12 protein-coding genes and 2 riboswitches are annotated in these 13,319 nt (G+C 70.6%); of the genes, 3 read left to right on the top strand and 9 right to left on the bottom strand.

Going from position 1 to position 13,319, the window contains the following annotated elements:
* Nucleotides 1-2 precede the first annotated feature (2 nt).
* Together ABD329_RS20860 and ABD329_RS20865 are read right to left on the bottom strand one after the other, a co-directional pair.
* On the bottom strand, nucleotides 3-815 hold the full coding sequence (locus tag ABD329_RS20860) for a CPBP family intramembrane glutamic endopeptidase (protein ID WP_198281485.1): 813 nt from the start codon (nucleotides 813-815) through the stop codon (nucleotides 3-5).
* Nucleotides 816-890: 75 nt separating this feature from the next.
* Complete coding sequence (locus tag ABD329_RS20865) at nucleotides 891-2,393, bottom strand: glutamate-cysteine ligase family protein (protein ID WP_198281486.1); 1,503 nt, start codon at nucleotides 2,391-2,393, stop codon at nucleotides 891-893.
* Nucleotides 2,394-2,840: 447 nt separating this feature from the next.
* Here ABD329_RS20865 and ABD329_RS20870 point away from each other — a divergent pair, with 447 nt between their 5' ends.
* The gene (locus tag ABD329_RS20870; protein WP_344316737.1) at nucleotides 2,841-3,428 is read left to right on the top strand and encodes a hypothetical protein; all 588 of its coding nucleotides are present in this window, start codon (nucleotides 2,841-2,843) and stop codon (nucleotides 3,426-3,428) included.
* A gap of 263 nt (nucleotides 3,429-3,691) precedes the next feature.
* Nucleotides 3,692-3,898 carry a DUF5999 family protein gene (locus ABD329_RS20875; RefSeq protein ID WP_037964925.1) on the top strand — a complete coding sequence of 69 codons (207 nt, stop codon included), beginning with the start codon at nucleotides 3,692-3,694 and terminating at the stop codon, nucleotides 3,896-3,898.
* A gap of 90 nt (nucleotides 3,899-3,988) precedes the next feature.
* On the opposite strand, the gene gcvP is transcribed toward ABD329_RS20875, so the two are convergent.
* Entirely contained in the window at nucleotides 3,989-6,904 is a 2,916-nt protein-coding gene (gene gcvP, locus ABD329_RS20880) for an aminomethyl-transferring glycine dehydrogenase (RefSeq protein ID WP_198281342.1), read from the bottom strand.
* Between the two features lie 62 nt (nucleotides 6,905-6,966).
* Nucleotides 6,967-7,095, bottom strand: a riboswitch (glycine riboswitch).
* Nucleotides 7,096-7,193, bottom strand: a riboswitch (glycine riboswitch). It abuts the riboswitch before it with no gap.
* Between the two features lie 147 nt (nucleotides 7,194-7,340).
* Here gcvP and ABD329_RS20885 point away from each other — a divergent pair.
* Nucleotides 7,341-7,658, top strand: coding sequence for a PRC-barrel domain-containing protein (locus ABD329_RS20885; RefSeq protein ID WP_020873604.1), 318 nt, complete (start codon nucleotides 7,341-7,343; stop codon nucleotides 7,656-7,658).
* Here the strand turns inward: ABD329_RS20885 and ABD329_RS20890 are convergent.
* The 6 genes from ABD329_RS20890 to ABD329_RS20915 form a co-directional block, all read right to left on the bottom strand.
* A complete protein-coding gene (locus ABD329_RS20890; RefSeq protein WP_344316738.1) occupies nucleotides 7,634-9,136 on the bottom strand; it encodes a DNA polymerase IV in 1,503 nt (500 codons plus the stop codon). The genes ABD329_RS20885 and ABD329_RS20890 overlap by 25 nt on opposite strands.
* Before the next feature lie 104 nt (nucleotides 9,137-9,240).
* Complete coding sequence (locus tag ABD329_RS20895; RefSeq protein ID WP_198281225.1) at nucleotides 9,241-9,867, bottom strand: MerR family transcriptional regulator; 627 nt, start codon at nucleotides 9,865-9,867, stop codon at nucleotides 9,241-9,243.
* A gap of 167 nt (nucleotides 9,868-10,034) precedes the next feature.
* Entirely contained in the window at nucleotides 10,035-10,508 is a 474-nt protein-coding gene (locus ABD329_RS20900) for a bifunctional nuclease family protein (RefSeq protein ID WP_014058684.1), read from the bottom strand.
* Nucleotides 10,509-10,560: 52 nt separating this feature from the next.
* The gene (gene ftsR, locus ABD329_RS20905) at nucleotides 10,561-11,313 is read right to left on the bottom strand and encodes a transcriptional regulator FtsR (RefSeq protein ID WP_198281224.1); all 753 of its coding nucleotides are present in this window, start codon (nucleotides 11,311-11,313) and stop codon (nucleotides 10,561-10,563) included.
* A gap of 17 nt (nucleotides 11,314-11,330) precedes the next feature.
* Entirely contained in the window at nucleotides 11,331-12,158 is an 828-nt protein-coding gene (locus tag ABD329_RS20910; protein WP_425574359.1) for an FHA domain-containing protein, read from the bottom strand.
* A 130-nt stretch (nucleotides 12,159-12,288) separates the two neighbouring features.
* Entirely contained in the window at nucleotides 12,289-13,182 is an 894-nt protein-coding gene (locus ABD329_RS20915; RefSeq protein ID WP_425574360.1) for a DUF881 domain-containing protein, read from the bottom strand.
* Nucleotides 13,183-13,319 lie beyond the last annotated feature (137 nt).

A 13,319-nucleotide genomic window follows, 5' to 3' on the forward strand; every position in this document is an offset into this window, starting at 1 on the left:
GGTCAGGCCGTGGGCAGCCAGTCCACCCGGCCCGCCAGCACGGCGTATCCGACGAAGGCCACGATGTCGATCAGCGAATGGGCCGCGACCAGTGGCCCGACCCGCCCCCAGCGGCGGTAGAGCAGCACGAAGATCACGCCCATCGCCATATTGCCGAAGAAGCCGCCGATCCCCTGGTAGAGGTGGTACGAGCCGCGCAGCACCGAACTGGCCAGCAGGGCGGCCATCGGGGTCCAGCCCAACTGCCCGAGCCTGCGCAGCAGATAGCCGACCACGATCACCTCCTCCAGCACCGCGTTCTGCACGGCGGAGGCGATCAGTACGGGGATCTTCCACCAGACGTCGGGCAGCGATTCGGGGACCACCGTGAGGTTGCCCCCGGCCGCCCGCGCCCCGAGGTACAGCAGCAGTCCGGTGCCGCCGATCGCGGCCGCGATCGCGGCGCCCCACGCCAGGTCGAACCGGGGCCGGTCGCGGTCGAAGCCGATCACCCGCAGCCCGGCGCCCTCGCGCAGCAGCAGATGGGCGACGAGCGCGACCGGTACCAGCGCGGTGGCGATGCCGAACAGCTGCCAGGCGAGATCCAGCCAGGGCCGCCCCGGCGCCGCGGAGGAGTTGAGATGGGCCGCCTGGTCCTTCAGCCCGCCCGGTTTGGTCACCGAGCCGATAAAGCTGATCAGCGCGGACAGCCCGCTCGCGCCCAGGGACAGCGCCAGCACGAGCAGCGTCTCATTGCGCAGCGTCCGCCGCGAGAGCCCGTCCTCGACCACGGGCAGCTCCGCGCCCCGCGCCTGTGACCGCACTCCTGTCCCCACTTCCGTCTCTCCGCCTCATCGGTGCACCCGCCCCGTTCACCGGACAATACGGGGTCATGGTCCACGGTGGGGGCGTCACCCGGAGAGATCGGTGGGCCAGGTGTGCACCGGTGCGTCGGTCCGCATCAGGGCGCAGTACCGGCGGGTCATGGCCGCGAGGGCGGCGTCCCGGTCCAGTCCGCCGCCCAGCGCCCGGTGGTAGGTGGCCGCCTGCCAGGAAGCGCCGTTGACCCCCAGCTTGCAGCGCTCCTCGATCACGCCGAGATAGCGGTCGCGGTCGGCGGGCTCCACGCCCCAGGAGTCCAGGCCGGACGCGGCGAGCGGCAACAGCTCCTCGCGGACCAGCCGGACGGCGGAGGTGCGGGTCAGGGACGCCGAACGGCCGGATTTGGGCCACTGGAGGACCGCGTCGATGCCATGGCGGCAGGCCGCCTCGAAGTTGGCCGCGGCGGCCGCGAACGGCAGCCGGGTCCACACCGGGCGGGACTCCTCGGCGAGCGCCCTGACCAGCCCGTAGTAGAAGGCGGCGTTGGCGATGACATCGGTGACGGTGGGCCCGGCCGGGAGCACGCGGTTCTCCACGCGCAGATGCGGCACACCGTCCACGACGTCGTAGACGGGCCGGTTCCAGCGGTAGATCGTGCCGTTGTGCAGCGCCAGCTCCTGGAGCTCGGGCACCCCGCCCTCGTCCAGCGCCCGCAGCGGGTCCTCGTCCTCGCCGGTGGAGAGCAGCGGCGGGAAGTAGCGCAGGTTCTCCTCGAACAGCTCGTACGCGGAGTCGATCCAGCGCTCGCCGAACCAGGTGCGCGGGCGGGCCCCCTGGGCGGCGATCTCCGGCGGGCGCACATCGGTGGCCTGGAGGAACAGCGGCGGCCGGGATTCGCGCCACACCTCGTGGCCGAAGACGAAGGGGGAGTTGGCGCCCACCGCGATCTGTACGGCGGCCGCGGCCTGCGCGGCGTTCCACGCGTCCGCGAAGCGGCCCGGGGTGACCTGGAGATGGAGCTGGACGGAGGTGCAGGCCGCCTCGGGGGCGATGGACGAGCTGGCGTAGGTGAATCGCTCCCGGCCCTCGATGTCGATGAGGAAATCCTCGCCGCGGGCGGCCAGCATCTGCTCATTGAGAAGTTTGTAACGGTCGTCATAGGAGAGGTTCGTGGATCCCAGATCGTCCGCGGCGAGGGTGGGCAGAATTCCGATCATCACGATCTCGGAGGACACTTCTCGCGCCTTGCGATCGGCATATGACAAACCGGTTCGGAGCTCTTCGGAGAGCTGATCGAGAACGCGTCCGTGCAAACGGTGGGGCACGATGTTTACTTCAAGATTGCACTGCCCGAGTTCGGTCTGGAAATCATGACTCCCGATGCGCTCCAGAACCTCCGCGTTCATCATCCTCGGCAGCCCGTCGGCCCCGGCGAGATTCAGCTCGATCTCCAGCCCCATCAGATTCTTCGGGCGGTCGAATCGCTTGTCGGCCAGAAGCCGACCCAGCCCGTCGAGGCACTGCCGCAACCGGACGCGCTGCCGTCGCCGGCCGGACGGGTCGAACTCACCGGCTATGAGCTTCTCCCCCATCGAAGCGTCCCTCCTCGAGTGGATCATCGGCGCCAACGGTGTGCACACCACGCTCGATGATGCCCACCAATGTGATCGATAACGCCCCGCGATCCCCACCCAGCCGGTAGGCTCTGTGGAACTGCGCATTGCGCCGGGGAAATGGACCAGCGAGTTCCAGCCTACCGCGCGGGGCTCAAAATGCCAGGTCATATCCGTTCATCTGGCACTGAATCGGGGAAAATCCCCGCCTTCCCGGGGTCTGGATATCCTCTTGTCGGCGATATCGGCAGCGGCTAGACGAAACACAACGGGAACACTTGTCGTATAAACTCGGCTAACGAGGCAGAGAGATAACGCCCGAACGGTCTGTTCCGGCTCCCCTCTGACCCGTGTTCCACCGACAGCGCCGCCCAAACCCGGCCCGCTATCGCTTCACCGTGTCTTCAAAGCGAGAGGCGACCCACCATGCCGCTGCATGTGCCCCAGGCCCCCGCGCCCGCCCTGCGCAGCGTCCTCACGGCCCTTGATTCCCCCACCGCCGTCCGCGAGGCCCGCACCCCCGTGCTCTCCACGCTCACCGGCCCCTTCGAACCCGAACTCCCGCTCCCCGTCCATGTCCTGGACGACATCACCGCCTCCGACGGCCCGCCGCGCACCCGGCTCACCGGCTGGCGATTCCTGATCCGCGACGGCGACCGTACGGTGGCCGCCGCGGAGGCGATGCTCACCGCCGACGGCTGGGCCTTCTCGCACTTCTCCGAGGGCCCCTATGTCAGCTCGGCCGAACTCGCCCTGGGCGAGGCCGAGTCGCTGCCCTCGGCGTACCAGCCGCGGCTGCTGTCCATCCCCGAGCTCTACATGGTCACGCTCTGGCTGCACGGCGACCTGACCGCGGACGGCGCCGAAGGCGGCCTCGGCTCCGGGGACCTGCTGGTACCGCTCGCCCCGGCCCCGCCCGGTATCGCGGCGCACCGGGCGCACCGGGCAACCGATCTGCTGCCCGTACTCACCCACCGGCTGACCCGCGTCCCCTTGCTTGGCTCACCCGCCTGACCTGGGCCTTCATCAGGCCGGGAGCGCCCCGTGACCGCCGGGTCACGGGGCGCTCCGCAGCATCCTCGTAACAGTCCGGCCGCGATGAACCGTCCGGACGGGTGATGCGTCATTATCTAGCGAGACCGGTACCGCGAAATCCCTGCGGATTCCAGGCCGTAGGGCAACACTGGAGCAATCGACCGACTCAACCACGGGGGGCGGCCATGGACGCCGCGGCGAGCCGCAGGACCTTCACCACTCCGCAGCGAAAGAACCCTGTCATGTGCCAGCATCAACCACCTTGCCCGTCAGCCGACTCCGCCGACCGGGAGGCCGCCCATCTGGTGGCGCACCACCCGGAGCAGGGATGGAGCCTGCTGTGCAACGGCGTCCTGCTCTTCGAGGACACCGGTGAGCTGCTGCCGGACGGGCGCGTGATCGCACCGTGCCGACCGCTGGGTTCCGAGCACGTCGTCACCGCGGCCTGACCACCGCCGTCGACGGCACGTACATACCAGGGGCCGGCCCGGCGCATCCGCCGAACCGGCCCCGTTGACGCATCGTCGGGCTGAGGCCTCTCAGCCCTCGTAGGACTCCAGCGGCGGGCAGGAGCAGACGAGGTTACGGTCCCCGTAGGCCCCGTCGATCCGCCGCACCGGCGGCCAGTACTTGTCGGCCGCCGAGACCCCGGCCGGGAAGACCGCTTCCTCCCGGGAGTACGAGTGGTCCCACTCCCCGGTCAGCGACGCCGCCGTGTGCGGAGCGTTCCGGAGCGGGTTGTCCTCCTTGGTCCACTCGCCGGAGCCGACCTTCTCGATCTCGGTCCGGATGGCGATCATCGCCTGGCAGAACCGGTCCAGCTCCGCCAGATCCTCGCTCTCGGTCGGCTCGATCATCAGCGTCCCGGCGACCGGGAACGACATCGTCGGCGCGTGGAAGCCGTAGTCGATCAGGCGCTTGGCCACATCGTCCACGGTCACGCCGGTGGCCTTCGTCAGCGGACGCAGATCCACGATGCACTCATGGGCCACCAGGCCGCCGGGGCCGGTGTAGAGCACCGGGTAGTGCGGCTCGAGGCGCTTGGCGACGTAGTTGGCGCCGAGCACCGCGACCTGGGTCGCGCGGCGCAGCCCCTCGGCGCCCATCAGCCGGATGTACGCCCAGGAGATCGGCAGGATCCCCGCGGAGCCCCACGGCGCGGCCGAGACCGGGCCGACGCCGGTGGCCGGTCCGGCGGCGGGCTGAAGCGGATGGTTGGGGAGGTAGGGCGCCAGATGCTCGCGCACCGCGATCGGGCCGACGCCGGGGCCGCCGCCGCCGTGCGGGATGCAGAAGGTCTTGTGCAGGTTCAGGTGCGAGACATCGCCGCCGAACCGGCCCGGCTCGGCGAGCCCGACCAGCGCGTTGAGGTTGGCGCCGTCCACGTAGACCTGGCCACCCGCGTCGTGCACGGTCGCGCAGATCTCGGTGATGTGCTCCTCGAACACCCCGTGGGTGGAGGGGTAGGTGACCATCAGGACGGCCAGCTGGTCGCCGTACTGCTCGATCTTGGCGCGCAGGTCGTCGGTGTCCACCTCGCCGTCCTGGCCGGTCTTGACCACGACGACCTTCATACCGGCCATCACGGCGCTGGCGGCGTTGGTGCCGTGCGCGGAGGACGGGATCAGGCAGACGGTGCGCTGGGTGTCCCCGTTGGCCCGGTGGTAGGCGCGCACCGCCAGCAGTCCGGCGAGCTCGCCCTGGGACCCGGCGTTCGGCTGCAACGAGACCTTGTCATAGCCGGTGACCTCGGCCAGCCGCTCCTCCAGCTCACGGATCAGGGTCAGATAGCCCTGGGCCTGCTCGGCGGGTGCGAAGGGGTGCAGCGCGCCGAACTCCGGCCAGGTGACCGGCTCCATCTCGGTGGTCGCGTTGAGCTTCATGGTGCACGAGCCCAGCGGGATCATGCCCCGGTCCAGGGCGTAGTCCCGGTCGGCCAGGCGGCGCAGATAGCGCAGCATCGCGGTCTCGGAACGGTACTGGTGGAAGACCGGGTGCGACAGATAGCCGTCCTGGCGCAGCAGGGCCGCGGGCAGCGCGTCCGGCGCCGAGGCGTCCAGCTCCTCGATCCCCGGGATCCCGGAGGCGTCACCGTTGCCGCCGTCCACCCCGAAGGCGGACCATACGGCGGCGAGCTGCGCGCGGCCGGTGGTCTCGTCGCAGGCGATGCCGACGTGGTCGGCGTCGGTCAGCCGGAGGTTGACCCCGGCCTCGCGGGCCGCGGCGACGACCTCGGCGGCCCGGCCCGGCACCCGCGCGGTGAGGGTGTCGAAGAACGTGCCGTGCTCCACCTCGACCCCACCGGCCCGCAGCCCCTCGGCGAGCACGGAGGCGTAGCGGTGGGTGCGGCGGGCGATCGCCGCGAGCCCGTCCGGGCCGTGGTAGACGGCGTACATCCCGGCCATCACGGCCAGCAGCACCTGAGCGGTGCAGATGTTGCTGGTGGCCTTCTCCCGGCGGATGTGCTGCTCACGGGTCTGCAACGCCAGCCGGTACGCCTTGTCGCCGTCGGCGTCCACGGAGACCCCGACCAGACGGCCGGGCAGGTTGCGGGCGTAGGCGTCGCGCACCGCCATGAAACCGGCGTGCGGACCGCCGAAGCCCATCGGGACGCCGAACCGCTGGCTGCTGCCCACCGCGATGTCCGCGCCCAGCTCACCGGGCGAGGTGAGCAGGGTGAGCGCGAGCAGATCGGCGGCGACGGTGACGACGGCGCCCAGCTCATGGGCGCGCTCGATGACCGGGCGCGGATCGCGCACCACACCGGAGGCGCCCGGGTACTGGAGCAGCACGCCGAAGACCCCGCGCTCGGCGATCTCGTCCGGGATGCCCTCGGCCAGGTCGGCGACGACGACCTCGACACCGGTGGGCTCGGCGCGGGTCCGTATGACCGCGATGGTCTGCGGCAGACAGTCGGCGTCGATCAGGAAGACGCCTTCCTTGACCTTGCCGACGCGCCGCGACAGCGCCATCGCCTCGGCGGCCGCGGTGGCCTCGTCCAGCAGCGAGGACCCGGCCGTGGGCAGCCCGGTCAGATCGGCGACGACGGTCTGGAAGTTCAGCAGCGCCTCGAGCCGGCCCTGGGAGATCTCCGGTTGGTAGGGCGTGTACGCGGTGTACCAGGCGGGGTTCTCCAGCACATTGCGCAGGATCACCGGCGGGGTGTGGGTGCCGTAGTAGCCGAGACCGATCATCGACGGCAGCGCCTGGTTGCGGTCGGCGAGCGCGCGCAGCTCGGCGAGGACCTCCGGCTCACTGCGGGCCGGCGGCAGGGCGTCCAGCGCCTCGGTGCTCTTGATGACGTCCGGTACGGCGGCCTCGGTGAGCTCGTCCAGCGAGCCGAAGCCGACCTGGGCGAGCATCTTGGCCTGTGCCTCGCCGTCCGGGCCGATGTGGCGCCGCTCGAACGGAGTACCGGATTCCAAGTCGGAGAGTGCGATGCGATTGGCGGTCATCTGCGGGGGCCTCCTGGTCTGTGACGACCTTCGAGGGGCACCGCGGCTCGGGTGCCCGGACGGCCTCCCCCTCTGTCATCTCAACCTGAGAGCTTCACCGGCCCACATACCGCCTGACCGGTTTTCACCGTCGGTGAGGAGGGGTTCCGGAACGCTGCTCGCCCGTGGCCCACCCTGCTTTCCAGAGTGACCTCACCCGCACGGTACGTGTGCCTGAGAGATTCCGGGGAGGGTTTGCTCCTTCGGCGCCTCCGACAGCGTCGGCGGAGGACTCTCCCGCACGGGGTCTACAGCCACAGTCAGCGTACCAGCGGTTCTGCCAGGGGGGACGGTCGCGGGCGTTCGAGTGGCCGAGTGCGGCGATGTGGCTTTTTGTAGGTAGCAATGGGCACTTGCTAACCGCTTGTTCATCTGTTTGCCACCTGTGGGAGAGAGCGTGCAGACCGATATCGACCCGCGGACCCTGATCGGCCGCAAGGCATTCGACCGCGAGGGCGCCAAGATCGGCACCGTGGACGAGGTCTATCTCGACGACGCGACCGGCGAGCCCGAATGGGCGGCGGTGCGCACCGGACTGTTCAGCCGGGACGTCTTCGTGCCGCTCGAACCGAGCGAGGTCGTCGGCGACACCCTGCGGGTGCCGTACGACCGGTCCCTGATCAAGGACGCCCCGGACTTCGGAGTGGGCCGCCATCTCTCCCCCGAGCAGGAACTCCAGCTCTACCACCACTACGGCCTGGACGTCACGGGCTGACCCCCGTCCTGGCCCGCGGCTTCTTCCGCTTCCGGCTCCGCTTCCGCGTCCGGCTCCACCTCCGCGTTCGGGCGCAGCAGCGGCAGCGGGTCGGCGGGCTGTAGCGCCGGGTCGTCCACGGGGAACGTCCGTATCCGGCCCGGTGGCGACCACGGCTCCTCGAAGCGCACGGTCACCCGGCCCACCCCGCTCCCCTGCACCCAGCCCGCCCCGTACTCGGCGTGCCGTACATCGGAGCCCGGGAGCCAGCGCCGCGGCTTCTCAACGTCCTCAGAAGCCTCTCCCGCGCCCTCTCCCACGGGTTCTGGTCTCTCCGGCCCCGGCGGGCGCCCGGCGTCCCCCACGGCCTCATGAGCGGCTTGGGCGGCCTGACCCGGTTCCGCTGCTTGGGCGGCCTGCGCGGCCTGCGCGGCCTGCGCGAAGAGATCCTCCTGCGTGAAGTCCGCCAGACCGCTGACGCCGACCCCCAGCAGCCGCACACCCGCCGTGGTCTCCACCCCGTCGATCAGCCGCGCCGCGGCCTCCCGCACCACCGCCGGGTCGTCGGTCGGCCCGCGCAGGGTCTCCGAACGGGTGAGTGTGGAGAAGTCGTACCGCCGCACCTTGATCACGACCGTCCGCCCCGAGCGGCCCGCCTCGCGCAGCCGCCGCACACAGCGGTCGGCGAGCCGCGCGATCTCCAGCTGCACCCGGGTGCGGTCGGTGAGGTCGACGTCGAAGGTGTCCTCGACCGAGATGGACTTGGCGTCCCGCTCGGCGACGACGGGCCGCTCGTCCCGGCCCTCGGCCATCAGGAACAGCGATGCGCCGTGGGCCCGGCCCAGCAGCCGCACCAGCTCCGCCTCGCCCGCCTCCCGCGTCTCGGCCACGGTGTGGATCCCGGCCCGGCGCAGCGTCTCCGCCGTGGCGGGGCCGACGCCCGGGAGTGTCCGCACCGACATCGGGCCGAGCAGTTCGCGCTCCGTCCCTGGCTCGATGACCACCAGACCGTCCGGCTTGGCCTGCTCCGAGCCGATCTTGGCGAGCATCTTGGAGCCGGCGAGCCCCACCGAGCCGGTCAGCCCGGTGACCGCCTTGATGTCGGCCCGCAGCCGCTCCGCCACGGCGCGCGCCGCCTCGATGGTGGGCTCGGTGCCGCCCGCCTCCAGATCGACGAACGCCTCGTCCAGGCTCAGCGGCTCCACCAGGGGCGACAGGGTGTGCAGCAGGGTCATGACCGCGTCGCTCACCTTGCGGTAGAGCGTGAAGCGGGGGATGAGGAACGCCGCGTTCGGACACAGGCGGCGGGCCTGGGCCATCGCCATGGCCGAGTGCACCCCGAAGACCCGGGCCTCGTAGGAGGCCGTGGCCACCACGCCGCGCGGCCCCAGACCCCCCACGATCACCGGCTTTCCGCGCAGGCTGGGCTTGGCCGCCTGCTCCGCCGAGGCGTAGAAGGCGTCCATGTCCAGATGGAGAATCGTCGGCGCACCCCTCACACCTCCGATGCTGCCGCACACCACTGACAATGGGGCGGCACAACGGCCGGGGGCGGGCCCGGGGGCGGCGGTCAGGTCGCCCCGGGGCGCTCAGCCGAAGGTTTCTAACCGGCCCGGTTCCGGCGCGCCGCGAGCTCGTCGGTCGGGTTGTGCCGGACCAGCGTCTCGCCGGTGTCCACCCGCTCGCCGTGCAGCTGGGACAGCGCGCTCTCCACATCCCGCCAGACAACGCCCACGGCGATCCCGAAGACGCCCTGGCCGCCCTGGAGGAGGTCCACGACCTCGTCGGGCGAGGTGCACTCGTAGACGGTCGCGCCGTCGCTCATCAGCGTCATCTGGGCCAGATCGTCGAGCTCCCGGGCACGGAGGTGGGTCACCGCCGCCCGGATGTTCTGGAGGGACACGCCGGTGTCCAGCAGCCGCTTCACGATCTTGAGGACGACCACGTCCCGGAAGCTGTAGAGCCGCTGGCTGCCCGAGCCGTACGCCGGCCGGACGCTCGGCTCCACCAGCCCGGTGCGGGCCCAGTAATCCAGCTGGCGGTAGGTGATCCCCGCGGCCGCACACGCGGTGGGTCCGCGGTATCCGATCCGCTCCGTACCCCCCGCGGCGGGCTCACGCGGCGGCGCGGCCTGTGCCGCGACCCGAGCCTTCAATGCCGGATCGGCCGATGCGCTCCCCTGGAGCGCGTACGGACCTCCGGCCGCCGTGCCGTCGCCGCTGCTTCTCACGCCGACCTCCGTCCTCGACCTGCCATCTTGAAGGTAGGCAGTCACCCGGGGTGCGTCAACGATCGCCACACTCGGCACGCCGAGTGATAATCACCCTAAGGGTGGTTTCCCGTGTCCCTCGTCCGGGAAAGGCTACTCGAATGCGCGAGCGAGGACCGGCTTACGGTTCACTGGCTGCTGGTTCCGAAGTCCTCTGGCGAGATCTGGTCGAGGAACTCGCGGAACTTCTCCACCTCGTCCTCCTGCTCGTCCGGGATCGCGATACCGGCATCGTCCAGCACTCCGTCACTGCCGTAGATCGGCGTTCCGGTGCGCAGCGCGAGCGCTATGGCGTCGGACGGCCGGGCGCTGACCTCCACGCCGCTGGCGAAGACCAGCTCCGCGTAGAAGACCCCCTCGCGCAGATCCGTGATCCGGACCTCCGTGAGCTGCTGGCCGACGGCTTCGAGTACGTCTTTGAAAAGGTCATGGGTCAGCGGGCGCGCCGGAGCCATGCCCTGCTGAGCGAAGGCGATCGCGGTCGCCTCACCTGGTCCGATCCAGATGGGGAGGTAGCGGTCGCCTCCCACTTCACGCAGGAGCACGATCGGTTGGTTGGAGGGCATTTCCACCCGGACACCCACGACGTCGAGCTCGTTCACACAGCAACCCTAGGACGTGCCCGGCCGGTTTGGATAGTCGGGGCCCGGTCGGTCACCGCTCCTGGACCCTCAGAGCCGACCGCACCAGGGCCGCGTGCAGCTGTACGGAGAGCGTGGCGAGCTCCCGCACACTGGCCTCCGCATGCGCTCTGGTCTGCGGGTTTCTATGCAACCGCAGGGGGGCGACCACCTGCTCGACCATTCCGGCCTCGCGCTCGGCGGAGGCTTTCATGATTCGCAGATGACGTGGTTCCAGGCCGAAACGACCGAGTTCGGCGATGAGCCGGGCGACGGTCACCGCCTCGATGTCGTATCCGCCGTCCGCGGTCGGCGCGAGCAGCCCGTACGACTCCCATTCGGCCAGCTCCGCCTCGCTGACCTCGACCGTTGCCAGCAGCTCGGCCCGGCCGACCCGGGCGGCCGTGAGGCCGTCCGGGGCCGTGCGGGGGCTGCCGTCGAGCGGCCCGGGCTGCTGCGCTCCCTGCGAAACGGCAGGAAGCTGCAACGGCTCCCCCCGCTCCAGGGCGTCCAGATGCTCCCGGATGACCTTGAGCGGCAGGTAGTGGTCACGCTGCATCCGGAGGATATGGCCGAGCCGCTCCACATCCCGCTGGCTGAATTTGCGGTAGCCGGACGGCGTCCGCCGCGGCTCCACCAGCCCCTCCGACTCCAAGAAGCGGATCTTGGAGATGGTGACCTCGGGGAACTCGTCCCGCAACAGATTCAGCACGGTGCCGATGCTCATCGACCGGCTGCCCGTGGGGGCGGTGCCGGTATCGGCACCGCCCGACGGTGTCTGAAGCATGGACCTCCCCTGACGGGTCAGATGCCGACGCCCCGCTGGCTCGGGTAGAAGACCAGCCGGTACTTACCGATCTGCACCTCGTCCCCACTGGTCAGGACCACCGGCGCGTCGATCTGCTCCCGGTTGACATACGTCCCGTTGAGGCTGCCGACGTCCGAGACGGTGAAGCTGCCGTCCTGGCCGCGCCGGAACTCCACATGGCGGCGGGAGACCGTCACATCGTCCAGGAAGATGTCACTCTGCGGGTGACGGCCCGCCGTGGTGACATCACTGTCCAGCAGGAAGCGGCTGCCGGAATTCGGCCCGCGGCGGACCACCAGCAGGGCCGACCCCAGGGGCAGCGCCTCGACGGCGGCCTGCGCCTCCGGGCTGAGCGACGGCAGCGGCGTCTGCCCGGTCACCTCGGAGTCGTACGCCTCGAGACCCGAGATCGAAATGGTGGAGGTGGTCTCCGAGGCACGCTCGGAGGGCGCGCCGCCCCGCAGCGGGGCGCCGCAATTGGAGCAGAACCGGCTGGCCTCCGCGTTCCGGTGGCCACACCGCTGACAGACCGGCAAGCCGAACCCTCCACCACTGTGAGAGGCCGATGGGTCCTCGAAACCTATGGGCCCGGTCGCGGAGGGGTCAACAGACGCGCCCTGCCCGCCGACCTGGTCACGGAAGAGCGGGCGCTCCTCGGTTCCCCCTCCGCTCTCCTCCGCGGCACGCGAGGCGCGGTGGCGAGCGGTGCTGCTGCCGCCATCCTGGCGGGCACTCTTACCGAACAACTTCCCGAACAACTTCACGGGCGATTCCCCTTGACTGAAACAGACCCGCCCGTGGGGCAGGACAAACCCTCGATGCACACACCAGACGGTCCGGACACCCTCACAACGTCCGTGACCACCAGACAGTTTCCATCACGCGCGGATCTTCCGGTGCGTTGACCCCCCGCGTCCACATGGTCTCCCCGAGAGACCCTCATTTCGAACCGCCTCACCGTGATGACGACCGAGCGTAGTCAGGGCGCTTCGCCGATCGCAAGGCATCCACAACGATCTTCTTCTCCCGCTGCACGGACACAGTGGCCTGCTCCTTCTCCAGACTCTGCACCACCCCGCCCGGGATGTTCAGGGCCGGCTCCAGATCCTCCGGCTTGCCGATCACCTTCACAACATACGGTCGCGTCACTTTCCGTCCATCGATCCGGATCGCGCCACCGCTGTCCGAGAAGTAGGTGCCGGCGACCACCCGCACCTTGCCGATCTGGATCGCCTCGGCGCCCGCCGCGCGCAGCTCCTGGACCGTGTCGAGCAGCATGTCCGACTCCACGGAGCCCCGGGAGTCGTCGATGGTGATCGTGATACCAGGACCCTGTGCTGCCACCGTACCCGCGAGCACGCCCAGCTGCTGCTCCTTCTGAAGCGTCTGCTTCCGGGCCTCCTCGGCCTGGTCCGAGCTGTTCTCCAGCTCGGTGCGCTGGTTCTCGAGGCGGCGCTTCTCGTCCTGGAGCCGCTGGGTGCGCGAGTCCAGCTCGTCGAGGATCCGGACCAGGTCCTCCTGCCGGGCGCCGCGCAGCACGCTGTTCTCGTTGGTCGAGCGCACCTGGATGGCGAGGCCCAGGCCGAGGCCGAAGAGCAGCAGGGCGACGATCAGCTGGGCACGGGTGAGCCGCGGCGGCCATACGCCCTTCACCAGCCGCTGGCGGCCGCTCAGCCCGTCCTTCGACCCCCGGTCGGCCCCGGGGCCCCGGGGGTCGGGAGCAGGGCCGGGGGCGGGCCCCACACGCTCTCCGGAGCCGCTCCGGGACCCGTCCGCGGGCCTGGAGCCGTCGGCACGCGTCCCGGGCGTGTCCGACGTGACGGGCCGGCCCTGGGCCTGCGGCGGCAGGGCCTCGGGCAGTACGGCCTTGGGCAGGGGCGTCCTGAGCGCGAGGTCCTTGAAGCCGCCCGGCGGGGGCGTGGCGGGCCCGCCCGGGCGCTCCGCCGGCGCGTCACCGCGCTCGGGCCTCCGGGCGGGCGGCGGGG

Source organism: Streptomyces javensis (genome assembly GCF_039525925.1).
Classification (GTDB): Bacteria; Actinomycetota; Actinomycetes; order Streptomycetales; family Streptomycetaceae; genus Streptomyces; species Streptomyces asiaticus.

Excerpts from the sequence above, each read along its gene's own strand:
- ABD329_RS20865 (WP_198281486.1), bottom strand. The coding sequence starts at position 2,393 with ATGGGGGAGAAGCTCATAGCCGGTGAGTTCGACCCGTCCGGCCGGCGA.
- ABD329_RS20870 (WP_344316737.1), top strand. The coding sequence starts at position 2,841 with ATGCCGCTGCATGTGCCCCAGGCCCCCGCGCCCGCCCTGCGCAGCGTC.
- ABD329_RS20875 (WP_037964925.1), top strand. The coding sequence starts at position 3,692 with ATGTGCCAGCATCAACCACCTTGCCCGTCAGCCGACTCCGCCGACCGG.
- gcvP (WP_198281342.1), bottom strand. The coding sequence starts at position 6,904 with ATGACCGCCAATCGCATCGCACTCTCCGACTTGGAATCCGGTACTCCG.
- ftsR (WP_198281224.1), bottom strand. The coding sequence starts at position 11,313 with ATGCTTCAGACACCGTCGGGCGGTGCCGATACCGGCACCGCCCCCACG.